The sequence below is a fragment of the Paenibacillus sp. FSL R5-0378 genome, assembly GCF_038009285.1.
Lineage (GTDB): Bacteria > Bacillota > Bacilli > Paenibacillales > Paenibacillaceae > Paenibacillus_AQ > Paenibacillus_AQ favisporus.
On sequence record NZ_JBBPAY010000001.1, the window covers coordinates 5,806,201 to 5,832,324 of the forward strand.

32 protein-coding genes and 5 tRNA genes are annotated in these 26,124 nt (G+C 53.0%); 10 read left to right on the forward strand and 27 right to left on the reverse strand.

The features are described from left to right. Window positions 1-134 precede the first annotated feature (134 nt). Window positions 135-761 carry a YktB family protein gene (locus MKY74_RS26940; protein WP_076169895.1) on the forward strand — a complete coding sequence of 209 codons (627 nt, stop codon included), beginning with the start codon at window positions 135-137 and terminating at the stop codon, window positions 759-761. A gap of 86 nt (window positions 762-847) precedes the next feature. Here the strand turns inward: MKY74_RS26940 and MKY74_RS26945 are convergent, their stop codons facing one another. Then, window positions 848-2,131, reverse strand: coding sequence for an MFS transporter (locus MKY74_RS26945; RefSeq protein ID WP_076170156.1), 1,284 nt, complete (start codon window positions 2,129-2,131; stop codon window positions 848-850). Window positions 2,132-2,311: 180 nt separating this feature from the next. Between MKY74_RS26945 and MKY74_RS26950 the strand changes: the two genes are divergently transcribed. Beyond that, entirely contained in the window at window positions 2,312-3,787 is a 1,476-nt protein-coding gene (locus tag MKY74_RS26950; protein ID WP_076169894.1) for an aminotransferase class I/II-fold pyridoxal phosphate-dependent enzyme, read from the forward strand. Window positions 3,788-3,888: 101 nt separating this feature from the next. On the opposite strand, the gene MKY74_RS26955 is transcribed toward MKY74_RS26950, so the two are convergent. The 3 genes from MKY74_RS26955 to MKY74_RS26965 form a co-directional block, all read right to left on the reverse strand. Then, window positions 3,889-4,206, reverse strand: coding sequence for a DUF1292 domain-containing protein (locus MKY74_RS26955; protein ID WP_076169893.1), 318 nt, complete (start codon window positions 4,204-4,206; stop codon window positions 3,889-3,891). 93 nt (window positions 4,207-4,299) lie between these two features. Beyond that, window positions 4,300-4,851 (reverse strand): copper amine oxidase, encoded by a 552-nt coding sequence (locus MKY74_RS26960; protein WP_076169892.1) that lies wholly within the window; start codon window positions 4,849-4,851, stop codon window positions 4,300-4,302. 195 nt (window positions 4,852-5,046) lie between these two features. Further along, a complete protein-coding gene (locus MKY74_RS26965; protein ID WP_076169891.1) occupies window positions 5,047-5,238 on the reverse strand; it encodes a hypothetical protein in 192 nt (63 codons plus the stop codon). A gap of 132 nt (window positions 5,239-5,370) precedes the next feature. Between MKY74_RS26965 and MKY74_RS26970 the strand changes: the two genes are divergently transcribed. Further along, entirely contained in the window at window positions 5,371-6,108 is a 738-nt protein-coding gene (locus MKY74_RS26970; RefSeq protein WP_076169890.1) for an MBL fold metallo-hydrolase, read from the forward strand. Window positions 6,109-6,214: 106 nt separating this feature from the next. On the opposite strand, the gene MKY74_RS26975 is transcribed toward MKY74_RS26970, so the two are convergent. The 3 genes from MKY74_RS26975 to MKY74_RS26985 all read right to left on the reverse strand — a co-directional run bounded on the left by MKY74_RS26975 (window position 6,215) and on the right by MKY74_RS26985 (window position 7,573). Then, the gene (locus tag MKY74_RS26975) at window positions 6,215-6,454 is read right to left on the reverse strand and encodes a DUF3892 domain-containing protein (RefSeq protein ID WP_076169889.1); all 240 of its coding nucleotides are present in this window, start codon (window positions 6,452-6,454) and stop codon (window positions 6,215-6,217) included. A gap of 90 nt (window positions 6,455-6,544) precedes the next feature. Next, on the reverse strand, window positions 6,545-6,988 hold the full coding sequence (locus MKY74_RS26980; RefSeq protein WP_076169888.1) for a GNAT family N-acetyltransferase: 444 nt from the start codon (window positions 6,986-6,988) through the stop codon (window positions 6,545-6,547). A gap of 387 nt (window positions 6,989-7,375) precedes the next feature. Continuing rightward, complete coding sequence (locus MKY74_RS26985) at window positions 7,376-7,573, reverse strand: hypothetical protein (RefSeq protein WP_076169887.1); 198 nt, start codon at window positions 7,571-7,573, stop codon at window positions 7,376-7,378. A 167-nt stretch (window positions 7,574-7,740) separates the two neighbouring features. Between MKY74_RS26985 and MKY74_RS26990 the strand changes: the two genes are divergently transcribed. Next, window positions 7,741-7,813: transfer RNA gene (locus MKY74_RS26990), tRNA-Val, on the forward strand. A 91-nt stretch (window positions 7,814-7,904) separates the two neighbouring features. On the opposite strand, the gene MKY74_RS26995 is transcribed toward MKY74_RS26990, so the two are convergent. Then, window positions 7,905-8,222 (reverse strand): hypothetical protein, encoded by a 318-nt coding sequence (locus MKY74_RS26995; protein ID WP_143811878.1) that lies wholly within the window; start codon window positions 8,220-8,222, stop codon window positions 7,905-7,907. A 174-nt stretch (window positions 8,223-8,396) separates the two neighbouring features. Between MKY74_RS26995 and MKY74_RS27000 the strand changes: the two genes are divergently transcribed. From MKY74_RS27000 to MKY74_RS27010, 3 genes are all read left to right on the forward strand, one after another. Continuing rightward, window positions 8,397-8,576 carry a YjfB family protein gene (locus tag MKY74_RS27000; RefSeq protein ID WP_412973929.1) on the forward strand — a complete coding sequence of 60 codons (180 nt, stop codon included), beginning with the start codon at window positions 8,397-8,399 and terminating at the stop codon, window positions 8,574-8,576. Between the two features lie 203 nt (window positions 8,577-8,779). Then, window positions 8,780-8,974, forward strand: coding sequence for a hypothetical protein (locus MKY74_RS27005; RefSeq protein ID WP_076169884.1), 195 nt, complete (start codon window positions 8,780-8,782; stop codon window positions 8,972-8,974). 166 nt (window positions 8,975-9,140) lie between these two features. Next, entirely contained in the window at window positions 9,141-9,314 is a 174-nt protein-coding gene (locus tag MKY74_RS27010) for a hypothetical protein (protein WP_167372867.1), read from the forward strand. Window positions 9,315-9,391: 77 nt separating this feature from the next. Here the strand turns inward: MKY74_RS27010 and MKY74_RS27015 are convergent, their stop codons facing one another. Continuing rightward, window positions 9,392-10,132, reverse strand: coding sequence for a glycerophosphodiester phosphodiesterase (locus MKY74_RS27015; protein WP_076169883.1), 741 nt, complete (start codon window positions 10,130-10,132; stop codon window positions 9,392-9,394). 173 nt (window positions 10,133-10,305) lie between these two features. Between MKY74_RS27015 and MKY74_RS27020 the strand changes: the two genes are divergently transcribed. Next, entirely contained in the window at window positions 10,306-10,467 is a 162-nt protein-coding gene (locus MKY74_RS27020) for a mechanosensitive ion channel protein MscL (protein ID WP_076169882.1), read from the forward strand. Window positions 10,468-10,499: 32 nt separating this feature from the next. On the opposite strand, the gene MKY74_RS27025 is transcribed toward MKY74_RS27020, so the two are convergent. Continuing rightward, window positions 10,500-10,991, reverse strand: a complete 492-nt coding sequence (locus MKY74_RS27025) for a hypothetical protein (RefSeq protein ID WP_076169881.1) — start codon at window positions 10,989-10,991, stop codon at window positions 10,500-10,502. 104 nt (window positions 10,992-11,095) lie between these two features. Further along, window positions 11,096-11,209, reverse strand: coding sequence for a sporulation protein YjcZ (locus MKY74_RS27030; protein WP_084203873.1), 114 nt, complete (start codon window positions 11,207-11,209; stop codon window positions 11,096-11,098). 213 nt (window positions 11,210-11,422) lie between these two features. Between MKY74_RS27030 and MKY74_RS27035 the strand changes: the two genes are divergently transcribed. Beyond that, complete coding sequence (locus MKY74_RS27035; RefSeq protein ID WP_076169880.1) at window positions 11,423-12,505, forward strand: AI-2E family transporter; 1,083 nt, start codon at window positions 11,423-11,425, stop codon at window positions 12,503-12,505. Between the two features lie 30 nt (window positions 12,506-12,535). On the opposite strand, the gene MKY74_RS27040 is transcribed toward MKY74_RS27035, so the two are convergent. From MKY74_RS27040 to MKY74_RS27070, 7 genes are all read right to left on the reverse strand, one after another. After that, window positions 12,536-12,946, reverse strand: a complete 411-nt coding sequence (locus tag MKY74_RS27040; RefSeq protein WP_076169879.1) for a hypothetical protein — start codon at window positions 12,944-12,946, stop codon at window positions 12,536-12,538. A gap of 32 nt (window positions 12,947-12,978) precedes the next feature. Then, on the reverse strand, window positions 12,979-13,647 hold the full coding sequence (locus tag MKY74_RS27045; RefSeq protein ID WP_076170155.1) for a uracil-DNA glycosylase: 669 nt from the start codon (window positions 13,645-13,647) through the stop codon (window positions 12,979-12,981). A gap of 163 nt (window positions 13,648-13,810) precedes the next feature. Next, window positions 13,811-13,896, reverse strand: a tRNA-Leu gene (locus tag MKY74_RS27050). A 152-nt stretch (window positions 13,897-14,048) separates the two neighbouring features. Then, window positions 14,049-14,134, reverse strand: a tRNA-Leu gene (locus tag MKY74_RS27055). Between the two features lie 25 nt (window positions 14,135-14,159). Then, window positions 14,160-14,236 (reverse strand) — tRNA-Ile (locus MKY74_RS27060). A 38-nt stretch (window positions 14,237-14,274) separates the two neighbouring features. Next, a tRNA-Met gene (locus tag MKY74_RS27065) sits at window positions 14,275-14,351 on the reverse strand. 106 nt (window positions 14,352-14,457) lie between these two features. Continuing rightward, complete coding sequence (locus tag MKY74_RS27070) at window positions 14,458-14,622, reverse strand: hypothetical protein (RefSeq protein WP_163879495.1); 165 nt, start codon at window positions 14,620-14,622, stop codon at window positions 14,458-14,460. 211 nt (window positions 14,623-14,833) lie between these two features. Between MKY74_RS27070 and MKY74_RS27075 the strand changes: the two genes are divergently transcribed. Next, window positions 14,834-15,700, forward strand: coding sequence for a YitT family protein (locus MKY74_RS27075; RefSeq protein WP_076170154.1), 867 nt, complete (start codon window positions 14,834-14,836; stop codon window positions 15,698-15,700). 138 nt (window positions 15,701-15,838) lie between these two features. On the opposite strand, the gene pyrE is transcribed toward MKY74_RS27075, so the two are convergent. The 9 genes from pyrE to tatC form a co-directional block, all read right to left on the reverse strand. Beyond that, on the reverse strand, window positions 15,839-16,480 hold the full coding sequence (gene pyrE / locus MKY74_RS27080; protein WP_076169878.1) for an orotate phosphoribosyltransferase: 642 nt from the start codon (window positions 16,478-16,480) through the stop codon (window positions 15,839-15,841). After that, window positions 16,477-17,214, reverse strand: coding sequence for an orotidine-5'-phosphate decarboxylase (pyrF, locus tag MKY74_RS27085; RefSeq protein ID WP_076169877.1), 738 nt, complete (start codon window positions 17,212-17,214; stop codon window positions 16,477-16,479). Before pyrF ends, pyrE begins: the two co-directional genes overlap by 4 nt. A gap of 21 nt (window positions 17,215-17,235) precedes the next feature. Next, window positions 17,236-20,448 (reverse strand): carbamoyl-phosphate synthase large subunit, encoded by a 3,213-nt coding sequence (gene carB, locus MKY74_RS27090; protein WP_076169876.1) that lies wholly within the window; start codon window positions 20,446-20,448, stop codon window positions 17,236-17,238. Between the two features lies 1 nt (window position 20,449). Next, a complete protein-coding gene (locus MKY74_RS27095; protein ID WP_076169875.1) occupies window positions 20,450-21,580 on the reverse strand; it encodes a carbamoyl phosphate synthase small subunit in 1,131 nt (376 codons plus the stop codon). A 98-nt stretch (window positions 21,581-21,678) separates the two neighbouring features. Beyond that, entirely contained in the window at window positions 21,679-22,962 is a 1,284-nt protein-coding gene (locus MKY74_RS27100; RefSeq protein WP_076169874.1) for a dihydroorotase, read from the reverse strand. Between the two features lie 110 nt (window positions 22,963-23,072). Next, window positions 23,073-23,981, reverse strand: a complete 909-nt coding sequence (locus tag MKY74_RS27105) for an aspartate carbamoyltransferase catalytic subunit (protein WP_076169873.1) — start codon at window positions 23,979-23,981, stop codon at window positions 23,073-23,075. A gap of 1 nt (window position 23,982) precedes the next feature. Continuing rightward, window positions 23,983-24,537: a bifunctional pyr operon transcriptional regulator/uracil phosphoribosyltransferase PyrR gene (pyrR, locus tag MKY74_RS27110; protein WP_076169872.1), complete on the reverse strand. Its 555-nt coding sequence runs from the start codon at window positions 24,535-24,537 to the stop codon at window positions 23,983-23,985. Between the two features lie 346 nt (window positions 24,538-24,883). Then, complete coding sequence (locus tag MKY74_RS27115) at window positions 24,884-25,141, reverse strand: twin-arginine translocase TatA/TatE family subunit (protein ID WP_076169871.1); 258 nt, start codon at window positions 25,139-25,141, stop codon at window positions 24,884-24,886. A 91-nt stretch (window positions 25,142-25,232) separates the two neighbouring features. Beyond that, window positions 25,233-25,976: a twin-arginine translocase subunit TatC gene (gene tatC / locus MKY74_RS27120; RefSeq protein WP_244169251.1), complete on the reverse strand. Its 744-nt coding sequence runs from the start codon at window positions 25,974-25,976 to the stop codon at window positions 25,233-25,235. Between the last annotated feature and the right edge of the window lie 148 nt (window positions 25,977-26,124).

Genomic DNA, 26,124 nt, shown 5'->3' on the forward strand with positions numbered 1-26,124 from the left:
CTATTTTTACCCGACAGGGCGCAGCATCAAACGGAAAAGACCGGCCGGAAGCCCTGCCAATTAAAGATCCGCCGCGGATTGTGGTATAATGGGACAAAAATTCAACACGCATTTGGATGGAGGAGGCAGCAAGAATGCCGTTTGCAGGATTTAACGCGCAGGATTTTGAAGTGTTTAATGTGGAGGGACTGGAGCCCCGGATGGAAGTGCTCATTGAGCGGGTTCGCCCCAAACTTGAAATATTAGGCAGCGAAATCGTACCCTTCCTGTCCGCGCTTTGCGGAGAGGAAATGTTCGTTCACGTGGCCAAGCATGCCCGCCGGACGGTAAACCCGCCGAACGATACCTGGGTGGCTTGGGCGGCCAACAAACGCGGCTACAAAGCCCTCCCCCATTTTCAGGTGGGCATGTTCGGCACGCATCTGTTCATCATCTTTGCGATCATTTACGAGAGCACGAACAAGTCGGTATTCGCCGATCATCTGGAAGGGAAGAAAGGAATCGCGGCTGTCAAAAAGCTCCCCAAAACGTTCTATTGGTCGATGGACCATATGGATCCCGGCTTTACCCCGCAGTCTGAAATGACGGCCGCAGACTTCGCCAAAATGGCGGACAAGCTGAAGAACGTCAAAAAATCCGAGGTGCTGTGCGGACTCCGGATTGAAAAAGGGGATCCCGTGCTGGAGGACAGAGACCAATTGGTGTCCGTCATTCATTCCACCTTTGAACAGCTGCTGCCGCTGTATAAAATGGCGTTCTAACCGCCGCTTACGGTGCAGTCAAATATTAAAGGATAGAGCAGCCGGTACGCATAAGCGCGCTGGCACCCTATCCTTTTTTTTGTTTGTTACTGCGCCTCTGCCCGCTTTTTGCGCGACAAAACGAGGTGGATCACAAACAGCACGGCCATGACGATGCTGCTGGCGACAAAAGGCACCGAATGCCCGATACGGTCCCAGAGCTGACCTGAAACGATCGGCCCGACAACCATGCCCGAGCCCTGGAGGGTGAGGAAAAATCCCCAGACCGCTCCCCGCTCGCCTTTCGGCACATGTGTCGATACAAAGGTATTCCAGGCAGGCAGGATCATGGCATAGCTGATGCCCACCACGCCTACGGTGGCGAACACAACCGGCAGCGAGCGCACCGCCGAGAACATGATGAGGGAAATAGCCGCCAGCAGAAACCCGGCATTCAGGAAGGGGGCGGTTCCGAACCGGTCGACCAGCTTCCCGCATGGAATGATCGCCAGCACCGTAATGCCTCCGCCCGCGATCAGCAGCAGGCTGTACATATTTGGAGACAGGTGCAGCTCATTTTGAACGTACAGCGTGATCACCGGGCTGAGCAGCCCGATGACGAAGGATTGGAGAAACAGCGCCGGAAATACCAGCCAGCTGACCTTCAGGTTGTGCCTGATTTCGTACAGCGTCTTGCGGATGCTGGCAAAAAGATGATTCACCTTCCCGAGCAGTTGGGGAAGGACCCCCCTCGCAGATTCCGTCCTTCTTTCCATCCCCTGCCCATTGGCCTTGACTCTTCCCGGGAGGAGCAATGCAACCAGAACTACGATGATGCAGCAGCCGATAAGGATAAAAAATAGCGTCTGATAGTTTTTGTTCGTACGGTCCATCAAAAAATTCATGACGATCGGTCCTGCGCCTGTTCCGCCCAGCGAAGCGATCTCAAGCATGCCGATCATTTGTCCGCTGTTGCCTCTCGGACCCGAAATGGCCGTCGTCCCGGTCATGGCGCATGGCCACAGCGGCGAAGTGCCTACCCCAAGAATAAAACAGGCAAGCGACAGCCAGCCTGCGCCGGATAAGAAGGCGATCATGCCAACCGCGACGATGGTCAGCACCAGCGCCCCTGTCAGCGTTCTGCGGTACCCCAGCCGCTCGGCGATCCAGCCCGACGGGCTGCGGAACAGGTTGTCTCCGATATATTGAAGGGAAAAAGCGAGACCGATCGTATGGGCGCCGAGACCGAGCGAGTTTTTCATATAAACCGGCAAAATGGCCACCAAAAGCGACCCTTTCATAAATTCCACGAGAAATAGAATCGTCAGCAGCCCGATGAAAAAGGGCGAAATCAGCCGGCGGGCTGCCGCCGCTTCCGTTATTTGCGACACGCGTTTCACCACTTCCCTATTTTGGTTTGTGCGAATCCTCCCAGCAGTATGGTCTATACTAATAGTGTACCCCATATGGGGACGAGATTTTCACAGGGTCAAAAAGCCGCTTGCATTCGCCCCCCGATTTGCTATACTGAGCTTTGTAATTTTAACAGATGAAAGGTTGTGACAGCATACATGGACCATAGCCGTACCCCTTTATTTACAGCACTCACACAGCACGCGGCAAAAAATCCCGTTCAGTTCCATATTCCCGGCCACAAGAAGGGAATGGGGACCGATACCGAATTCAGAGAATTTATCGGCGATAACGCCCTCTCTATAGATCTGATCAATATTGCCCCGCTGGACGACCTTCACCAGCCGACGGGCGTCATCGAGGAAGCCCAGATTCTGGCTGCTGACGCCTTCGGCGCCGATTACACGTATTTCAGCGTACAGGGGACCAGCGGCGCGATCATGACCATGATTCTGACGATGTGCTCTCCCGGCGACAAAATCATCGTTCCCCGGAATGTCCATAAGTCGGTCATGTCCGCGATTATTTTCTCCGGTGCCAAGCCCGTCTTCGTTTCGCCGGCCCGCGACGAAAATTTAGGGATCGACCACGGCATTACCGTCCGCTCCGTGCAGCGGGCCTTGGACCGTCATCCGGACACCAAGGCGGTTCTCGTCATTAATCCGACGTACTTCGGCGTCTCCGCCAATCTGAAGGAGATCGTGGACCTCGCCCACAGCCGGCATGTACCCGTCCTCGTGGACGAAGCCCACGGCGTGCTGACCCATTTCCATCCGGAACTGCCGATGTCCGCTATGGATGCCGGAGCGGATATGGCCGCGACGAGCGTGCATAAGCTGGGCGGCTCCATGACGCAGAGCTCCGTGTTGAATTTGAACACGAAGAACGGCTATGTCAATCCGCAGCGCGTGCAAACGATCATCAGTATGCTGACCACGACGTCGACTTCCTACATTTTGCTCGCTTCGCTGGATACCTCAAGACGGAACCTGGCGCTGAACGGATATGCCATGGCCCAAAGTGCCATCGACATGGCGCAGTCCGCCCGCAAGCAAATCAATGAAATTGAAGGTCTCTACTGCTTCGGCAAGGAAATTCTCGGCGGGGAAGCGACTTACGATTATGATCCGACCAAGCTGACCATCCATGTCCGCCACCTGGGCATCACCGGTTATGAGACCGAAAACTGGCTTCGCGAAAAGTATAATATCGAAGTCGAGCTGAGCGACATGTACAACATCCTGTGCCTGATTACGCCAGGGGATAACGAGGAGACCATCTCCATCCTGGTGAATGCGCTCCGCGAGCTGGCACAGACCTATTATAATGTAAACACAGCCAACGAGCTGGTTGTTAAAATTCCGGAAATTCCGCAGCTGTCCCTCATTCCAAGGGATGCCTTCTACGGGGATACGGAAGTCATTCCGTTCAAGGAATCGGCCGGACGCATTATCGCCGAGTTTATTTATGTGTATCCGCCGGGCATTCCGATCCTTCTTCCGGGAGAGGTTATCTCCCAAGACAATATCGATTACATCGTCGACCATGTGGACGTCGGGCTGCCGGTAAAAGGACCGGAAGACCGGTATATCCAAAACGTCAAGGTCATTGTGGAAACCGATCCGATTTTTTAATACGCGCGGCTGTTTACCGCCTGCACCAAAAAAAGAAACCCCCGGTCCCGCTTTCGCTGCGGTTCGGGGGTTTCTTGGTGTAGGGCTTGTGGCGAAAAGGATTACTCCTGGTCCAACTGGGCAACCAGCTCGTTATAAGCGGCTTCCACTTTGTTCCATTCTTCTTCGTCTTCAATATTGTAAAGCATCATTTCCTCGTCCTCTTCCTCGACGCGAAGGATGATGCCGTCCGCTTCAGGATTCTCACGTTCCAGCAGCAGTGCATAAACGTTCTCGCCTACATCGAATGTTTCGACAAGAACCATTTCCACGTCTTTGCCGTTCTCATCTGTCAGCGTCAGAACAAATTCCTCATGCTCGTGATCATGGTCATGATCATGATTGCAGGCTTCGCCGTGTTCATGCTTGTGATCGCTCATTTTAACAAAAACCTCACTTATGGTTGGAATGGATCATACCACCGTATCGTATCACGTCCGCATGATCTGGTCAATTTATCCTCCTTGGGGTTGTCAGTTCAGCGCAGTGATCACTTTTTGCGATACGAGGACGTAATCGCTGGTCTTGGTGGCTTTAATGTAGAACCCCACTTTATATTTGCCCGCGCTGCTGAAATCATACGTAAAATCGTAAGTCCGGAACCAGAAATTATCCTTCTGGCTGCCGCTCACGTCCTGAGACTGGATATCCTTGATCTTTCCCGAAGGATCTGTAATAGCCACCTTTACGCTCGCCACATCGTCCGATAGGCTGTCCACCTGGCAGAATACGTTAAACTTGAGCTTCCCTTTATTGACGTTACCGAAGACGGTATCTCCATTAAACAGAAATATATGTACGTTAGGCTTAATGAATTCAACCTTGTTCGTATCTGAATTAAACTTTACGACCCCGTCAAACTCCCGAATCGGGACATAGGTTTTGCCGTCGATGATATAACCGCCGTCCTGGATTTCCTTGCCGTTCATCCACACCCTGACTTTTTGGGTAATTGAATCTGCAAACACAGAACCCCCCATCAGGGAAAAGGCGAATACGCATACCATAACTTTCTTCCAATTCATCTTGTTCGTTTCCCTCCATTTCCATCGTGATGTTGTATGTATATACGAAAAGTACAAACGCAAGTTGCGCTGTCCATACGGGCAAAACTCACATTTTTTCTCAAAAGTGAAGGAATTTTGTTCCAGGAATACAAAAAAAGCCCCACCTTGTGGGACTATAGCTCCAAATTTTGGTTCAGTTACTAATTTCTCTCCTTATTTCTTGGTTAAAATACAGGGCACCCCTTTGCCGATCGCACCCGGAACTCTCATCCGTGCCGCGTACGCCATTCCCCGGGCACAGGGCGTTTTACAGGCCTCGCATACGTCGGAGGTCACGAGCCTCATGCCTCGAATGACCTTTTCCCCTTTGGCTTGTGCCGGTTTTTTGCTTTTTCCCTTCGCCATGACAAAACCCCATTTCGCGCGTTTACAGCATATTATGGGGGTAGATGGAAATTGGGAACTGTGGTGTATAATGAAAGAAAAAAATACGAACGGCATGCTCGGCATGCCGCTCATTCACAGGAGGATCAACCGATGAGCTTGCAGCTTCAGATGCTGGGGACAGGCAGCGCTTTTGCCAAAAAGTATTTCAACAATAATGCCCTGCTCGGGGACGGGTCGTTCACTTTGCTGATCGATTGCGGAATTACGGCCCCCCTCGCCCTTCACCAACTGGGCAAAACGTTTAATGACTTGGATGCCGTGCTGATCACCCATATTCATGGCGATCATGTCGGCGGCCTGGAGGAGCTTGCCTTCCAGATGAAATATGCGTACCATCGCAAAATGAAGCTTTATATCGCGGAAGCTTTGCGTGATGTGCTGTGGGAGCACACGCTGAAGGGCGGTCTGTCCCAACCCGGCCAAATCACCTGCCTCGAGGACGCCTTCGATGTACATACGCTTCAGCCGGGAGTTCCCTGCCGCCTGTCGGAGCAAATCGAGCTGGAGCTCATCCCGAACCGCCACATTCCGGGCAAAGACAGCTTCTCCCTCTATATTAACGGCCGGATTTTCTACAGCGCGGACATGACCTTCGACCCTGGGCTGCTGGACAAGCTCGTAGGGGAACGCGGCTGTGATACGATCCTGCACGAGGTCCAGCTGGAAGGACCGGGCGAGGTGCATACGACGCTCAGTGAGCTGCTTTCGCTGCCGGAGCCGGTTCAGCGTATGATCCGATTGATGCATTATGCGGATAATAAAGACGAGTTTGTAGGAAAAACCGGAGAAATGACCTTCCTTGAGCAAGGGCACGTAAATACGCTGTAACCCTTGCTGGTCGATGTGGATTACGGGTGAAAAAACACAGCCGGCTGCAGAAAGATGAACCTTCTCTGCAGCCGGCTGTTATTTTTGGAAACATGACGCTCGTCTTTTATTCAAAAGTAGGCAAGTTATCGAGATTATTCGACGGATCGCCGTCGGCGTCCCCGCGGATGTACATCTCGCCGTCACGGCCTTTAAAGACGTTTACTCCGGCAATGGCACCCGCTTTTACTTCCTGCAGCGCCTGCTCGTAATCGAGCACCCGGCCCGACGACGTTTGAAAGGCCGTCAAGTCGCCGTCACCGTTCTTCTGTACTGCGATAAATTGTTCTCTTCCCGGGTTTCCCATCGATATCCACTCCTTAAGTTGTCATGATATATCAAGGTGACATATGGATATCGTTCCCTGAGAACATGGATTTATACGAAGAAACGAAGCCTACAGTGTTTTCTTCATACGGACATGCGGAATGCCCGCGTCATCGAACGGCTCCTTGGAAATGACCTCGTAGCCTTGTTTTGCATAGAACTGTTCAGCTTGGCACTGTGCATCCAGGATGGAATAGGCCAGCCCCAGTTCCCTCGCCCGCTCTTCCATCGCCATCAGCAAAATGCGGCCGAACCCGTGGGTGCGGAACTCGCGGCGAACCGCGATTCGCTGCATCTTGGCGGTATCGCTGTTATAATAAATGATCCGGCCGGTGGCCACATACTGATCCTTGTCCTGAAGGAGGATATGATGAACATTGTCGCTGATCACATCGTATTCGTCGATCTCCAGGTCGGCGGGCACGTTTTGTTCCTTGACGAACACCTCCTGGCGGATGTCCAGCGCATGTTCCAGCTGCTCGGGGGTCGTCACGTATACTATTTCTGCAGGCATCGGTTACCCTCTCTTTCATGCAATCAATATAAAAAACACGATTGAATCATTATACAAAAAAATGATTTTCCTGTATAGTTGACTCATGAGAGCTCTATGGAAGGGAGACCATGGATCGTTATGGGCATGACCATTGCGCTGATCGTCATTTTATCAGCCATCTTAATCTATTCTTTCATTTATGTCATCCAAAAAGGGTATTCGCGCAAATGGGATGAGGAATAAGAAAAACGTTTATCGACGAACACTCACGGAAGATAGGCCGCGTTTTGCGGAAGTTTTTCTTGCGATATAAGGAAACCGAATCTCCGATGTAAATACTTTCCTATATCTAAAAAAACAAGGGCCGGTGCAGTCGGAGCACGGGCCCTTGTCTTGTCCAAAGAATCAGGGCGGCGTAATAGGGCCCTTGGAATACACATCCTCGCTGACCGATTTGCCGTAAACGTCCAGCATAATCGGTGAATCGGCCATGGTTGAACCGGGCTTGATCGGCTCCTGCGCATCCGAAAACTCACCCGCGGGGGAGCATCCGGCAAGCAGCAGGCACATCCCTGCCGCGAGCAGCCCGCCTTTGTTCGGCATACCGTGCCACTCCTTCTGTTTCGAAATATACTTTAGTTTTCGCCCGTTTGGCTAGCTTCTAATCATGAGCGGCAAACAAATTGAGCATGCCATTCACCGTGAGCAAAATAAAATGATTGACAGCTAACTATGGCGCTGTTATTATATTAAATGTATCTGACTTATACGATCTGCTAGCTCAGCTGGGAGAGCACCATCTTGACAGGGTGGGGGTCAGTGGTTCGAGCCCACTGCAGATCATCTATAGAAACTCTTGAAGCTTAAGGCTTCAAGAGTTTTTTTGTTCACAATTAGCCGCAGAGTTTTGGCCCTGTCCCGTTAAGATAATCATCTATTTTGTTCCCACATGGACCTCCGCCGTGTTTGCGAAGGAAACCATTACATACGATATCTCAGGTTTCACATTTTCCAACAAAGGTGGGGTAACCAAATGGGTAAATTCTTTTTCCACGAACATGATCACCGTCGTGACTGCCATGTCCGCAGACCAAAACCAGTCATCCTTAAAAAAGAAATCAAGAAAACGATATTCGTCAAAGTGGACTGGGAGCCTGTAATCAAAAAGGTCCACAAAGAAAAGCATGTTTCCTGCCATAAGATTCACAAACAGCACCACCACTTCAAAAAACGCCACCATAAAAGATGCCACTGTCGCGATCACTTCGGTGGAGACATGTATTAATTCCGGATTTTTCGGATGAAATCAGCATGACACCTCCCTGATCGCACGCCCGGGAACTTGGTTCCCGGGCGGCATCTATTTTATAAATCACACCGAACATCCGATAACATAGATGTTACCCATTTTACATAGAGGAGGCTTATGATGGATATCCCTGCTTTATCGATGGCCATGAGCCAGTCCCGGCTGGCTCAAAATGTGAGCATCCAGGTGCTTAAAATCGCTAAGGATCAAGCCTCGCAGGACGGTCAATCCCTGGTCAAAATGCTGGATAGCAGCGCCGCACCCCATTTGGGAAACCGTCTAGACATCCGGATTTAACTGCTCGGCATTCTTTTCTGCCCCTCCAGACGGAGGGTTTTTTTATTTTTCAGCACAACTGTTCAAATTAAATTCATATTTTAGGTCCATATCCCCACCAATCAAACATCCGTTCTCTATCCAACAGACGAAAATTATCTTATGATAAAGATAGTTATTGATACAAAAGTCTTACCAGTATGTGGATACGGGAGAATAGTCTCATGGAAAAGGAAATTGAAATGGCGATCCGCCGCGGCCATCAATTATTCGTTCAAAATTTGGATGGTGAATCCATTACCGGCATCCCCGAGAAATCCGATGATCCGGGCACTTTAAAGATGCGGACGGTGTACGGCTCCATGTGGATTCCGCTGGATGAAGTCGGCTATCTGTCACGCCTCATTCATATTCGTTAATATTCGCTGCCCTGCCTGGGCGGCTTTATTTTTTTATATAACGATTAATCTTTCAGCTCGGAAGGTGCAGGAAAATGTGGTTCAGCAGCGCTTGGAACGGTTTATCCTTACATATAAGGAACACACTATGGAAGTACCAACGATTCTATAGGAAGGACGTGTGGCGATGAATACACCGAATGAAGAGGATCGTTTCCCCGGGGTCGACCCCATTCCGGATCCCGATCATGAAACGCCGTCATCCACGGACATGATTGAAGACGTGCTGGAAGAAGGGGCGCGGGAATTGAAGAAAGGTAAACATCCGTCGAACGAGGATTCACCGGATCATCAAGGGTGAAGCATTCCCTCACTGTTCTGGAGACGTATACGGGCACAAAATAACCCGATGCCGCCGTGGCATCGGGTTATCATTGTTTAAGAGCGCACTGAAGCGCTCAGCAGCGCCGCCAGCTTATCCGGGTAGTCGGTGATGATACCCGCTGCCCCTGCGTCGATAAGACGCCGCATTTCCTCTTCTTCGTTGACCGTCCATGGGTGGTATACCTTACCGGCCGCCTTCGCTCCCGCCACAAATTCAGGCAGCACCGCAAAATGGTAGGCGTGCAGGGCGTCGGCTTCAACGCTGCGGGCATATTCCCACGGCTCATACAGTCCCTCCATGTACAAAATGCCGGTGCGGATTTCAGGCGCGAGCTGCTTGCAGAGCCGCAGGGAATAGTGATTGAAGCTTGAGATGACGATCCGCCCGCTCAGGTTATAGCTTCTTACCAAGTCGATGACCTTTTCCTCAAGCCCTGCATAAGGTACCTTCGTATTTTTCAACTCGATGTTGACGACGGTCCCGGTGTCCTGAACCAGCTCCAGCAGCTCTTCCAGCAGCGGAAGGCGCTCCTCCGCAAAATCGGGATGGAACCAGCTGCCGGCGTCCAGCTTGCGCAGCTCTTCCAGGTCGTGGTCTTTGACCCACCCGCTCCCGTTTGTCGTCCGGGACAACGTTTCGTCGTGAATCAGGACAAGCCGGCCGTCCCGGGTTAACTGAACATCGGTTTCAATCCCTGTGGCACCAAGCTCCAAACTGCGGGCAAAAGCGGCCATCGTATTTTCCGGACATACCGCAGATGCGCCCCGGTGGGCAAAATTAATAATCGAATCCAACTTCTCACAACCTCCCGACTGGTATTCTCGCAAACCTTACCAACTTATCGTACCCGTCTTATGTAATGCGAGTATAAACCGTAGAGTTTACAAACCGCTCCATCCAAATTGATTCCTCTCTGATGATTGTATTTTATCATGGATTTATCCCGCATATAAGGAGGTATTCGATCATGATCGTGTTTGACGTCATCGTCCACGGAGAAGTCAAAGAAACCATCCGGCCGGCCACCCAGCGGCTGCAGCATATCCTCGCCTACGTCACCGAAGAGGCCAAGATCCTCAGCAAAAAATACGGAACGGCCGTTAACTTAAGCCGGAGAATCATTTATTGACCGGAAGGGGATCGGTACTCGATCGCCTTTTTTTATGTCGATACACGCTTTTCTTTTCTCGTCTCTACGCACGGATGGGCCTCAAGAACATGCTGCGCCTCGATGCTTCGCTCCTTACTGCACTCCACTATGACCATAAAATGCCCCTGAATCAGCAGCTTCTCATAGTTTTCTGCATCCCCTTCGGGGACGCCAATCCCCACCAGACTGACAATCAGCCCGTCGTTCTTCCCGCCGACTTCCGCCCCCCCAAGTTTGGCCGCTGCCGGTCCCGATGCCCAGGTGACTTGATCCCGCAGCGTCAGGCTGGAGGTTAAATCCCGGATTTCGCCGAACAACCCGCTGGTACCATGCCTGGACACGGGTTCTTTCAAGCCGGTATCCCGGCATACGATAGATAACTGTCTCTTGTCAAGGGCAAGCAGCGACACGTCCTTTTTGTCAAAATGACGCTCCCAAAGCGCGCTGACCGCCAGCGCCGTATCCTGTCTCGTCCGGAACAATGCGATCACGAGTTGGTTCATCCTCAATCCCTCCCAGGTTAAATGACTGTATGTAATTAGGTAAACTAACGCGGGCATAAAAAAACATCCCGGCCGAATACCGCCAGGATGTGTTGTGTTACGCCTTAACAAAAACAGGAGCTCAAAATAATGACCAAAAGGATGAAAAGGACCAAGATCGCTCCCGTCGATTTGAAAACTCCGCCTGGATAACCAACGCCGCCTACGACTCCGCTCATAGGTTTGAACCTCCTTTTTCATGGGGTCAACCTATATTATGTAGTTCACCTGCGGTTTGACTGTACGAATACCCGGATTGCCTCAAACGGTTACCGCTTCCAGAAGCGATGGCAGGAGCTCCCTGAATCATCCTTATGACATTTGGTTAATGGGTTGTAAAAGAGGAAACAGACCGTTACATAGGCTGGTCCATGAAGGCTGGGGGGATTTGATTGCTGCAGAGCAAATATTTTCGTACATGTCTGGGTATCATCGCGGCACTTTTAATTATTTATTTGGGTGCCAAAGTAAAGTTTATTTTCAATCCGATCGTGCTGCTGTTCAAGCTGCTGCTGGTCCCTGTGATGCTGGCCGGTTTCATGTACTACTTGCTGAGGCCCATCGTAAATTACTTGGAAAAGCACCACTGGAAAAGGTCGCTTTCGATTCTGTCGATCTACCTCGTGTTCGTTGGTCTGATCGCCCTGTTTTCGGTGCTGGTATGGCCAACACTGCGCGAGCAGGTGATCACTTTTGCCGAAAACGCGCCTTATTTCGTGGAAGATTTGCAGAAGCAGTTTGAGGCGCTTCAGAAAAACAGCTTTTTCGCCAGGGCGCTGCCAAGCGAGTCGGAAATTTATGCCCGCGTGAGTGAATATCTCAACGGACTGATTATGGCCGTAACGGATTCGATCTCCAATTTTATATCCGTCGTATCCAATGTCGTGGTCATTATTGCTACCGTTCCGATCGTGCTGTATTACATGCTGAAAGAAAGCAGCAAGCTTCCCCCTAAAATTTTGCACATCCTTCCACGAAAATACCGGAAGGAAGGGAAAGAAGCGCTGCGGGAAATCGATACGGCGCTCAGCAACTTTATCGTCGGCAGGGTCGTGCTGAATCTCATTCTAGGCGTGCTGATGTACATCGGCTTCCTCATTATCGGGCTTCCATACTCTCTGCTGCTCGCGCTGATCTCGATCGTCCTGAACCTGATTCCATACGTAGGTGCGATCATCGCTGCCATTCCGGTCGTTATCATCGGTTTTATCGATTCGCCTTCCGTTGCCGTATGGTCGCTCGTCGTGATCATCATCTCCCAGCAGATCCAGGATAATCTGCTGACACCGATTATTTACGGCAAGCAGCTGGACATTCATCCGATGACGGCGATCGTCCTGCTGCTGATCGGCGGAGACGTATCCGGGATCATCGGCGTCATTTTGGCCATTCCCGTCTACATGATTGCCAAGATCATTATCGTCCGGGGGTATGGGCTGTTTTTGGCGGAAAAGGTCGATGACATGAAAGAGTAAAGAAAAAAAGCATGCCGCAGGACCAATGTCTCACAGCATGCCACGTAATGACCGGACAACGCAAGTGCACTCCGCTTTCCGAAAAGTCCGGCCGTCCGATAGGGTCACCGTCTCCGCATTATGCGAGCTCAGGGTGGCCCTGTATGCTTCCAGACGGTCCTTCCGCCAGATCATGACCTCGGACCCGAACAACACGGCGTTATCGAACTGCCGTTTGTCCTTCATGATATATCCGACCGAATGAGGCGCGGCGTCAGGGGCATTTTTCCCTTCGGGAAGAAGCCGGATCGTACAAACCTCACCAAACGGCAGCTTCAGGTCGTGCGGCCCGAGCACGAGCCATTCGTTATGTTCATCCCATTTGCGAAGCGTCCCCTTGACCCGGGAATGCAGCTTGTCGTTGCACAGGATGGTAACCCGCCTGCCGATCCAGTTCTTCATGGCCCTTTCGCCTCCTTTCTCATGAAAATGAGTTACCTGTCAGGAATCGCCCAATCGACCGGCTTGATCCCATGGGCTGCTAAAAACGCGTTGGCTTTGGAAAACGGCCTGCTTCCAAAAAAACCGCGGTGCACCGACAGCGGACTCGGGTGAACCGACTGGATCACCAGATGCTTTTTCCGATCGATAAAAGCTCCTTTTTTCTGGGCATGGCTTCCCCATAGAATGAACACGACCGGCTTATCCCGCTCATTCAGCTTCTCAATGACAGCATCGGTAAATCGCTCCCATCCTAATCCTTTATGCGAATTTGCCTCGCCATCCCGGACGGTCAGCACCGTATTGAGCAGCAGCACCCCTTGCTCGGCCCAATGCACCAGCGTCCCATGGCTTGGAATCGGCACGCCCAAATCGCTGTGCAGCTCTTTGTAAATGTTCACGAGGGAAGGCGGAATCCGCACGCCGGGTTTGACCGAAAAGCTAAGGCCGTGGGCCTGTCCGGGTCCATGATAAGGATCCTGTCCCAAAATGACCACTTTGGTATCCTCATAGGGGGTCAGCTTGAGCGCTTTAAAGAGGTCCTCTTTCGGCGGGTACACTTTGTGAAGCTTGTATTCCTTGGCCAGCTTATAACGGAGTTCCTGAAAATAGTCCTTTTCGGTTTCTTCCTTCAGCTGCTCGTCCCAATCGTTATTAAATATCATGAAGCATTTCTCCTCTCTCGTAAATATATAAACCTATTTTTATAGAAAAACGTCTTCCGACGCACAATCAATGAAAGTCAGACCGCATTGAACGGCAGCTAAAAAAATAAGCCGGCCCCGATCCGGACCAGCTTACCCTGTTCATCTTGTTCCAATCCAATGCCGAGAACCGGGCTCGAACCGGTACGGTAGTCACCTACCGCAGGATTTTAAGTCCTGTGCGTCTGCCAATTCCGCCATCCCGGCTTGTCTATCACTTTTGTGACGACAAAATTTAATATAACATGTTTTGCCTATACCGGCAATCCTTTAATTGCCATTCCTTTTACCGCCCATGAGCACAAAAAAACCGGCTCAGTCAAAGACTGAACCGGCTTCCTTCGAATGGTTTACCTGTATGCCGAGGACCGGGCTCGAACCGGTACGGTAGTCACCTACCGCAGGATTTTAAGTCCTGTGCGTCTGCCAATTCCGCCACCCCGGCATGCTGTTTCTTACATATTGCTATATGGTGGGCCCTGAGGGACTCGAACCCCCGACCAGTCGGTTATGAGCCGACCGCTCTAACCAACTGAGCTAAGGGCCCTGATCAAGTATATACCGTACAGATAATGGCTGTTAAATTGGTTGCGGGGGCAGGATTTGAACCTGCGGCCTTCGGGTTATGAGCCCGACGAGCTACCGGACTGCTCCACCCCGCGTCATTAACCATATCAAATAGCGACAAGAATTAATATACAGCATATGTACCCACTGCGTCAAGTATTTATTTATGGAATTGGTGTTAGGACACTGGAGCCTACCATGTCATGGCAAGAAGCGGACACCGTACCTGCCTCTCCTTGAACGGAAAATTTCAACGAGCCGCGGCTCTTCATAACCGTAAATCCAGCTGTCCTGCTCCAGCCTCTTCGCCAGGCACCCTGCCTGGAATTTCGTCCGGTAGAGCTTGCCGAAATACACCCACCGCATTACTGCTAACCCTCCTTTCATAGATGAGCTGTTTTGATGCCTATTGTTGCCGCAAACGCCATGGTTCATTCATAGCAGCAGAAATCTCGGCTAGTAAAATGTCGAAAACGTTCGAAAAAAAGCGAGATTGCTTTGTGCTGAGCGGAAAAATCGTTTATACTGATAACTAAGTTGTTTAACATTTTAATTTTCAGGAAAGCGGGGAATGTCCATGGCAAAAACACATAAAAAGCTGTCTTTTGCGGATCTGGTCAAAAAATTTGTATTTATTACGGTAGGGGCCGTGCTTATGGCCGTAGCGCTCGAGGTATTTCTGGTTCCCAATGAAATCATCGATGGCGGCATCACCGGGATTTCGATCGTCTTATCCAAAGTAACGACCTTTCCGCTCGGTATTTTTCTGTTTATTATCAACCTCCCCTTTTTATTTCTGGGATACAAGCAGATCGGAAAAACGTTCGCCTTTTCTACCCTTTACGGCATCGCCGTCATGTCTGTAACGACGCAGCTGCTGCATCATGTCAGTCCTTTTACCAATGAGAAAATATTAGCGGTCCTGTTCGGCGGCCTTATTCTGGGCCTTGGCGTCGGACTCGTCATCCGTTTCGGCGGCTCGCTCGACGGAACCGAAATTGTCGCGATTCTGCTGTCTAAAAAGCTCCGCATGCCGGTCGGCCAAATCATCATGATCATGAACGTCTTCATTTTCATTGTTGCCGGATTCGTTTTCGGTTGGGATTCCGCGATGTACTCCATATTTACATACTATATGGCCTCCAAAGTGATGGATATCGTGGTTGAGGGCTTGAACGAGTCCAAGTCGGTCACCATCATCTCGAACGAATACGAGGAAATTTCCCAAACGATTCAGGATCGGCTGGGACGCAGCACGACCTTCATGTACGCCAGAGGCGGCTACTCGAAGGAAGATACACAAGTCATCTATTGCGTCGTCACCCGGCTTGAGCTGGCCAAACTGAAGGCGCTCGTGCAGGAGATCGATCCCAAAGCCTTTATTGCCATTGAGCATGTGTCCGATGTGCTCGGCGGCAATTTTGAGAAAAATGCCATCCACTAAATCATTTGCAACCTCAAGCTTAAGGTTACGGCAAGGTCGATCATCCGTGTAAACAACTTAAAAAGGCAGCCCTTAGGGCTGCCTTTGCTGTATCATTTTATAAAGCCATTTGAGGAAATTCACACAAGCGTCGTCCTCTTAGTTTCCGAACGATGACGGATCTTCTCTCCACGCTTTGAGCGCTTCGACGTCCTCCTGCTGAATGGCTCCCTTTTCCAGGGCCACTTCCATCAGCGCTGCATAGTTGGACAACGTCTGCAGCGGAATCCCTGCTTCGGCAAAGGCTTGTACCCCTTTATCGAGCTGATAGCTGAAGATGGCGAGCACGGCAAGCGGCTCGGCACCGGCATCCTTCACGGCTACCGCCGCTTTGAGCGAGCTGCCGCCGGTCGAGATCAAGTCTTCGATGACGACGACTTTTTGCCCCGGCTTGATGATGCCCTCGATCAGGTTCTCCTTGCCGTGCCCCTTCGCTTTGTCGCGGATATAGGCCATCGGCAGATTCAGCTTCTGGGCAACCCACGCCGCATGAGGGATACCGGCCGTCGCCGTTCCCGCAATGACTTCCGCGTCCGGATACTGCGCCCGGATGATCGCAGCGAACGATTCGGCGATAAGCTCCCGGATTTCAGGGTAAGACATCGTCAGACGGTTATCGCAGTAGATAGGCGACTTGATGCCCGAGGTCCAAGTGAACGGCTGTTTCGGCCGGAGCGCCACCGCTCCGATCTCAAGCAAATGGGATGCGATACGGGCTGGAATTTCTGCTAGGGTAGTCAAGCTTCGATCATCTCCTTGATAATGTGTTCGGCAGCTTCACGCGGGTTTTCCGCCGCCGTAATCGGACGCCCGACGACGATGTAATGGCTGCCTTGGCGAATGGCTTCGCCCGGCGTCAGGACGCGCGCCTGGTCGCCTGCTGCGGAGCCCGCAGGCCGGATACCCGGCGTGACCGTGATAAATTGCTGGCCGCAAGCCTCGCGGATCAGCGCCGATTCCTGGGCCGAGGCGACGACGCCGTCCAGTCCGGCCGACTGCGTCAGCTTGGCGTAGTGTACCACGGCGTCCTGCACGCTGCCTTGAATGCCGATCTCGCTGTTGAGCGTCTCCTGGCTGGTGCTGGTCAGCTGGGTGACCGCGATAATGACCGGCCTGCTCAGGCCGGGATCGGCCACAAGCGCGGATTCAGCTCCATCAAGCGCGGCTTTCATCATCGCCGTACCTCCGGCAGCATGGACGTTAAACATGTCCACACCAAGACGGGTGATGCTCTCTGCTCCACCCCTTACCGTATTGGGTATGTCATGCATTTTCAGATCAAGAAATACGCTGTAGCCTTTAGACTTCAATTCCCGCACAAAAGCAGGCCCTGCAGCATAATACAGCTGCATGCCCACCTTCAAGTAGCAGGGAATACCTTCCAGTTCGCGGACCAGCGCGGATGCCGCTTCGGCATCCGGGTAGTCCAGGGCCACGATCAAGCGGCCCGCCATTTCTGTATACTTATCATTCATGCTTCTCGAATATCCCCCTTCTCAGTTCGCAAAAGCCGGCATAGCCTGCGAAGAGAAGTTGAGGGTATCCAGCATATTCATCAGCGCTCTGACCGTGTCCAGCGAGGTCATGCAGACCACGCCGTTCTCTACCGCTTCCCGGCGGATACGGAATCCGTCGCGCTGCGGCGTTTTTCCTTTGGTCAGGGTGTTGAATACGAACTGCGCCTCACCATTGCGGATCAGATCCAGAATGTTCGGTGTGCCGTCGCTGAGCTTCTGCACGGTCGTCACGTTGAGTCCGGCTTCGTTCAAAGCTTGAGCCGTACCTTCGGTTGCATAGATCTTGTAACCAAGGCGCTTGTAGCCCTTCATGAGCTCCACAGCTTCTTCCTTATCTTTGTCGGCCACGGTGACGATGATCGCACCCGATGCCGGAATTTTCATGCCTGCGCCGATCAAGCCTTTGTACAGCGCTTTGGCGTATTGCAGGTCGCGTCCCATAACTTCGCCGGTCGATTTCATTTCCGGTCCGAGTGTCGGCTCGACTCTACGCAGCTTCGCGAAGGAGAACACCGGCACTTTGACGGAAACGTAGTCGCTTTCCGGCCAGAGGCCTTCCTTGTAGCCTGCGTCCTTCAGCTTGCGGCCGAGGATCGCCTGCGTGGCCAGGTTCGCCATCGGAATCGTCGTCACTTTGCTCAGGAACGGTACCGTCCGGGAAGAGCGCGGGTTTACCTCAATGACATACACTTCGTCGTTGTAAATGACGAACTGGATGTTGACCAGGCCGATCGTTTTCAGTTCCTTCGCAATCCGCGTCGTGATGGATACGATCTTCTCCTTGAGATGATCCTCCAGGTGCTGCGGCGGATATACCGCGATCGAGTCGCCGGAGTGCACGCCTGCGCGCTCGATATGCTCCATGATGCCCGGGATGACCACGGTTTCGCCGTCGCAGATCGCGTCGACTTCCACCTCTTTACCCAGCATGTAGCGGTCGATCAAGACCGGATGCTCCGGATTGATCTTAACAGCCTGCTCCATATAGCTCAGCAGCTCGTCATCGGAGTAGACGATTTCCATCGCGCGTCCGCCAAGGACGTAGGATGGACGGACCAGCACCGGATAGCCGAGCGATTGGGCCGTGTCTACGGCTTCGTCGACCGATGTAACCGTGCTGCCTTTCGGCTGGGCGATTTGCAGTCTCGAGAGCAGCGCCTCAAACTTCTTGCGGTCCTCAGCTTCGTCGATACTTTCGAGGCTGGTGCCGAGAATGTTCACGCCCGCTCTGCTCAGCGGTCCGGCCAGGTTGATGGCCGTTTGGCCGCCGAACTGCACGATGACGCCGATCGGCTTCTCCTGCTCGATAACGTTCATGACGTCCTCGAAGAACAGCGGCTCGAAGTACAGGCGGTCTGACGTGTTGAAGTCCGTGGATACCGTTTCCGGGTTATTGTTGATGATAACCGCTTCGTATCCGGCCTTCTGAATTGCCCACACGGCGTGTACGGTCGAGTAGTCGAACTCGATGCCTTGGCCGATCCGGATCGGTCCGGAGCCCAGCACGACCACTTTCTCCTTGTTGGACGGCGTTACTTCGTTCTCCGTCTCGTAGGTCGAGTAGTAGTAAGGCGTTGTCGCTTCGAATTCGGCCGCGCAGGTGTCAACCATTTTGTAGACCGGACGCAGACCGTTCGAGAGGCGGAACTCGCGAACTTCCGTCTCCGTCGTCAGGCTTCCAGCCTGGCTCTGGCTGCGGATCTCGGCAATCGCCCGGTCGGTGAAACCGCGGCGTTTCGCCAGGTACAGCGTTTCATAAGAAAGCGTGTCTTCCTGAAGCTGCTCTTCGAACGCGATCAGTCCCTGGATTTTATCGAGGAACCACCAGTCGATCTTGGTCAGGTCCTGAACTTCCTGCAAGCCGTAGCCGCGGCGGAACGCTTCCGCGATCAGGAAGATCCGCTCGTCGTCGGCTTTGATGAGGCGCTCGCGGAGCACTTCCTCGCTCAGCTCTTCCGTACCTTTCAGATAGAAGCGGTGCACTCCGATTTCCAGGGAGCGGATCGCTTTATGGATCGATTCCTCGAACGTGCGGCCGATAGCCATTACTTCGCCGGTCGCTTTCATTTGCGTACCCAGCTTGCGGTTCGCCTGTACGAATTTATCGAACGGCCAGCGCGGAATTTTGCTGACGATGTAGTCCAGCGTCGGCTCGAAGCAAGCGTAAGTCTGCCCGGTTACCGGGTTGACGATTTCGTCCAGGGTGTAGCCGAGGGCGATCTTTGCCGCCATCTTGGCGATCGGGTACCCGGTCGCTTTGGAAGCGAGCGCCGAAGAGCGGCTGACGCGAGGGTTAACCTCGATGACATAGTATTGGTAGCTGTGCGGATCCAGGGCGAACTGCACGTTACATCCGCCTTCGATGTTCAGCGCGCGGATAATTTTCAGCGACGCCGATCTCAGCATTTGGTATTCACGATCCGAGAGCGTTTGGGACGGGGCTACGACGATACTGTCACCGGTGTGAACGCCAACCGGATCAAAGTTCTCCATGTTACATACGACGATGCAGTTGTCGTTGGCATCGCGCATGACTTCGTATTCGACTTCCTTCATACCCGCGATGCTCTTCTCGATCAAGCACTGGCCGATCGGGCTGTAACGGATACCGGAACTTACCGTCTCACGCAGTTCTTCTTCATTCGCGCAGATGCCGCCGCCGGTTCCGCCGAGTGTGTACGCCGGACGGACGATCAGCGGGTAGCCGATCTCTTCGGCGAAGTCGAGCGCTTCTTCCAGTGTAGTGACGATCGTGCTTTCCGGTACCGGCTGTTCCAGCTCGCGCATCAGTTCGCGGAACAGGTCGCGGTCTTCGGCTTTTTCGATCGAATGAAGCTGGGTGCCCAGCAGTTTAACGTTTTCCTGCTCCAGCACGCCTGCTCTCGCCAGTTCCACCGCCATGTTAAGGCCGGTCTGGCCGCCGAGCGTCGGCAGCAGTCCGTCCGGGCGCTCCTGGCGGATGACCTGGGTTACAAAGTCCAGGGTGATCGGCTCGATGTATACTTTATCCGCCGTGTTCGTGTCGGTCATGATGGTCGCCGGGTTGCTGTTGATCAGGACAACCTCAACGCCTTCCTCTTTCAGCGCTTCGCATGCCTGCGTGCCCGCATAGTCGAACTCAGCCGCCTGGCCGATGACGATCGGTCCAGAACCGATAACGAGGATTTTCTTAAGCTGTTTATTGATAGGCATATTATCGTGCTCCTTTCACGGCTGCAGCCAGTTCAGCCTGGCGCGGTTTTGCAGGTTTTTGCTGTTTATGATCGGCAATCATTTTCAAGAACTCGTCAAACAGATAGCTGTTGTCGTAAGGGCCAGGGGCCGCTTCCGGGTGGTATTGCACGGTAAAGGCCGGGTATTTCTTATGTTTGAGCCCTTCCACCGTCTTGTCGTTGTTGTTGATATGCGTAACCTCGAGCTCTGTGCCGGCAATGGAGTCATCCTTAACCGTGTAGCCATGGTTCTGCGATGTGATATAGCAGCGGTTCGTCGCCAAGTCCTTCACCGGATGGTTGCCGCCGCGATGGCCGAATTTCAGCTTCTCGGTGTCGGCGCCGCAAGCCAGGGCGAACAGTTGGTGACCCAGGCAGATGCCGAAGATCGGATATTCGCCGAGCAGTTCCTTGATCGTCTGGATCGCGTGTGGTACATCTTTAGGATCCCCAGGGCCGTTGGACAGCTGAATGCCGTCCGGATTCAGGCGGCGGATTTCCTCGGCCGTCGTATCATGCGGAACAACCACCACGTCGCAGCCGCGGGAAGTCAGTTCGCGCAAAATACCGCTCTTGGCGCCGTAGTCGATAAGTACGATCCGTTCTCTAGCGCCCGGGCTGCTGTAAGTATGCTTCGTGGACACGCGCGACACCTGATCGGTCATCAGGGTGCTCGCAGCAAGACGCTCTCTCAGCTCCTCGACGGACTGAGCGGATGTCGTCAGAATCCCCTTCATCGTGCCGTGGCTGCGGATAAGGCGGGTCAGCATGCGGGTATCGATGTCGCTGATGCCGACGATCCCGTATTCCTTCAGCAGCGTATCCACGCTGTACTCGGCGCGCCAGTTGCTCGGCACCGTTTCATGGCGGCGTACGACAAATCCGTGCACATATGGCGCAACCGACTCAAAATCGTCGCGCGTAATGCCGTAGTTGCCGATCAGCGGGAACGTCATCGTGACGATTTGCCCGCAGTACGACGGGTCTGACAGCACCTCTTGATATCCCGTAATCCCTGTATTAAACACGACTTCGCCCGTCGTTTCACCTTCTGCTCCGAAAGCACTGCCCGTAAACAGTGTTCCGTCCTCCAGCAGCAATCTTGCCTGCATCCCACTCACTCCTCTGTCAAATTACGTTAAGTTAGTATCTAGTAGTATCTATATCTGTTTCTTTTTTATCAACCGATCCGGCCCGGTTATATCCGGTTTTAGGCTTCAAACACGACTTTGCCGTCCATCCACGTTTTAACCGGCCAGCCCTTCAGCTTCCACCCGGTAAACGGCGTGTTCCGTCCCTTTGAGGCAAACTCTTCCGGATTCACCGCTTTTTCGGTTTCCAGGTCAATCATCGTCAGGTCAGCAGGAGCGCCTTCCTCAAGCCGCCCGGTGTTCAAACCGAACACCCGCGCCGGATCGGAAGTCATCCGCTGAACCAGCATGGCCAGATCCCATTTGCCAGTCGCCACAAACTTGGTGTACAAGAGCGGGAAGGCCGTCTCGAAGCCAACGATGCCAAAAGGCGCCATTTCCATGCCTTTCGCTTTCTCTTCCGCCGCATGCGGCGCATGATCCGTCACGATGATGTCGAGCGTTCCGTCCAGCAGCCCTTCGATGCAGGCTTCCACGTCCCGCGGCGAGCGCAGCGGAGGATTCATTTTCCAGTTGGCGTCCAGCCCCGGAATGTCTTCATCCGACAGCAGCAGATGGTGCGGACACACCTCGGCGGTGACGTGAATGCCGACTTCCTTGGCCTGGCGGATCAGCCGGACTGATTGTTCCGTGCTGACGTGGCATACATGGTAGTGCACGCCCGTCGCTTCTGCCAGCAGGATGTCCCGCCCCACATGAATCGCTTCCGACTCGTTCGGAATACCGATCAGTCCGTGCTGCTCGGCAAACTTGCCTTCCGTCACGCTCCCCCCTTCGACCAGGGAGTTCTCTTCACAGTGCGCAATCACCGGCATGTTCAGCTCTTTCGCCCGGCGCATGGCGTCTTTCATCATCTTGGCGTTCTGTACGCCAACGCCGTCGTCGGTGAAGCCGACCGCCCCCGCTGCTTTGAGCGCTTCAAAATCCGTCAGCTCCCGTCCGAGCTCCCGTACCGTTATCGCAGCATAAGGGAGCACCTTCACGATTCCCGCCTCGCGGGCCTTCTCCAGCACCAGCTGGACCGTTTCCGGGTTGTCGGTCACCGGTTTCGTGTTCGGCATGCAGGCGATGGTCGTGAAGCCGCCTTTGGCAGCCGAGCGGCTCCCGGTCTCGATCGTTTCCTTATGTTCAAATCCAGGTTCGCGCAGATGGACATGCATATCGATCAAGCCGGGCGTAACCAGCTTGCCGGCAGCGTCCGTCACTTCCGCCCCTTCGGGAGCACTCCAGCCGGCATCGGGTTCGACCAATGTTTTGATGATGCCGTCCTCGATGACGATATGCTTGCTTACCTGTTCCCCTTGTTCGTTCAGTACGCTGGCGTTCGTTATGATCTGTATCATGAGTACCTCCGGTCGTTGATTGGCACTGTGGCTTCCAATCTATTGTATAATAATAATTCATTTTTGTGTATATTTATTAATAATTTTTGTTTATGCCTATATATCCCTGATTATTTCATCGCCCGTTCCATGACCGCCATACGGATCGGAACGCCGTTGCTCATTTGCGGGAAGATCGCCGACTGTTCACTCTCGACAACCGCATCGTCGATCTCCACGTTCCGGTTCACCGGAGCAGGATGCATAATTAGTGTATGCTTGGACAATTTGGAAGCCCGCTCCTCCGTCAATCCGTACTGCGCTCTGTATTCCTCCGCCGATTTCAGCATGCCGGTCGCATGACGCTCAAGCTGAACCCGCAGCATCATGACCACATCCGAGCGGAGCGCCTCTTCCATCGTTACGTATCTGGCAAACGGCTCCAGCTCCGGTGCCGTCATATTATTCGGCGCGCAGAATTTGACTTCGGCCCCGAACTTGCGCAGCGCCCACAGGTCCGATCGGGCCACCCGGCTGTGCTTAATGTCGCCGATGATCGACACCGTCAAGCCTTGAAGGCTGCCGAACCGTTTCTTCATCGTGTACAGGTCGAGCAGCGCCTGCGTCGGATGCTCATTGTTTCCGTCCCCTGCATTGATGAGCGGAACCGAGATTTTGCTGGACAACTCCTCCAGTACCCCGGCCGGCTTCAGCCGAATGACGCCTGCGTCAATCCCCATCGATTCGAGCGTTCTTACCGTGTCGTAGATCGATTCGCCTTTCTCTACGCTCGAAGCAGCCGCCGTAAAGTTCAGCACCTGGGCGCCCAGGCGTTTCTCTGCCATTTCGAAGGAAAAGCGCGTCCGCGTGCTGTTCTCAAAAAACATGTTGGCTACGAATTTGGAGGCCAGCACCTGCACCAGCTTTTCGTGCTGTGCTTCCCAGTATGCGGCCCGGTTCAGGATCGATTCGATTTCGTCGCGGCCCAGATCCTTCAGTCCGAGCAGGCTCCGGTCCTTCAGCTGCGTCATCGTTAGCATGTTATTTCTCCTCCCGGTTTTGCATAATCGTCACTTCGTCCTTGCCGTCCGTTTCCGTGAGGGCTACTTCAATTTGCTCGGACCTTGCCGTCGGTACGTTCTTGCCGATATAATCCGGCCGAATTGGCAGCTCCCGGTGTCCCCGGTCCGCCAGCACCGCCAGCTGGATCATCTGCGGCCGGCCGCAGTCCATCAGGGCGTCCATTGCGGCGCGGATCGTCCGTCCCGTGTACAGCACGTCGTCGAACAAAATCACTTTTTTATCATGAATATCGAGCTTTTCCAGGCCAATGTTTGCTTCAGTCAAGGAAGCTGCGCTGTCTTTCTGGTCGTCCCGGTACCGGGTGACGTCAACAGCGCCCCACGGAACCGGTGTGCCTTCGATTTCGAGAATTTTGCCGGCGATGCGCTGGGCCAGAAATTCTCCCCTGGTTTTGATGCCGATGAACACGCAATTTTCAATCCCCTTGTTCTTCTCCAGTATTTCGTGTGCAATCCTTGTCAGTGCACGGCGGATTGCCGTTTCATCCATAATGACATGCACCTCGTTGCTCATGCTCCACACTCCTTCTTCCGTCTAAAAGGGATTTAAATAGCTGACCCGTGAAGGTTCCCCACAAAGCGAGGCTTTGATGCCTCTTCAGATGCTTGGAGGGGACCCAGATAACAAAAAAACTCCCTGCCCGTAGGCAAGGAGTTAGAAGCCATCAGCATGCGCTGATAGACATAGAGATTCGCTGGGCGGCTTAAAGCAGACAGTATGCTGCCGCGAAGTGAACCTCGGTTCACGTTACCTTGCCAGTCTCACGGGACTGATTTAAAGGTGCTATTCAACTAAAGATGATTATGACAGACTGAACGTCTGCTGTCAACCGAGCTTAGCCTTCCCGATCCGTGGAATTTTATTCCGGCAGACGCGGGGATGCGGCGGATTCCGTCCGAGCCGCTTGAGGCTGCTGCCCCTGTTCCGTTATGGGCTCCTGGGCGGAGCTGCGCTTCTGGCGCGGCGAGTCGCCCATAATGTCGCTCATTTCGTTTTTAAATTCCCGCAGCATGCGTCCGGCCGAGCGGCCCAGTCCGGGCAGCTTGTTTGGTCCGAATAATAGCAGCGCAAGCACGGCCAGCAATATGAAACCCGGCAAACCGATATCGCTTAGCATAACGTAAATCGTCCTCCCTTAAAACCCAATTTATAAACCATCTTCTCCACTTGATTTCAGTACACTTTCAACGCCCACGGTCGAACCTGCATTAAGCAGATCCATAATTCATCCGGTCCTTGGTTCCCGCATCCATCTGCATTTGCTTGCGGTATACCAGCTTGGACATCAAAACGCTGATTTCGTACAGCAGAATAAACGGTACCGACACCGAAATATGCGAAAAAAACTCCGGCGGAGAAATCATGCACGCGATGAAAACCAGCACCATGTACGAGACTTTACGCATTTTCCCCAGCAGTCCCGGGTTGATGACACGCAGCCTTGTCAGCAGCATCACCAGCACCGGCAGCTCAAAGGCAAGCGACACCGGAACCACGATGTTGGTCAGAAACGTAAAGTACTGCGCAATGCCGTACGTCTCCACCAATCCCAGGTTTTTGGTCATACTCGTCGTAAAGCGAAACGCCATCGGGAACACGACAAAATAGGCAAAAGCAAACCCGACAAGCAGCAGTACGAACGCAGCTGGCACATACTTTAGCGCCGCTTTCTGCTCGCTCTTGCGCAGTCCCTTTTTGGCAAAAGCCCAAATTTGCAGCATCGTAAAAGGTACCGCTACGACCAGCGACAAGGCTGCGGCAATGTACATATACATGCGAACGCCTTCCCACGGGCTGAACGCGTTCCATTCGACCAGTGAGGCCGGCGGCCTGCCCCTCAAGAAGTGAAGCACGTCGCCCACCACGAACAGCGCCGCGATCATTGACACCAAAAACGCGCCCAAAATCCAGAACAGGCGCTTCCGCAATTCGCCCAAATGTTCGACATACAAATCCCATTTCCAATGTTTAAACAGAGCTGCTCAACTCCCACTTCAGGCCTTGTTCTCAAAAACAAGCGCCCGTATTGCTATGTCCACTTTACCATGTTTGGCCGCAAAAATCATGGGCTTGTTTCCAGTTCCTTCAGCCGCTCCGGCA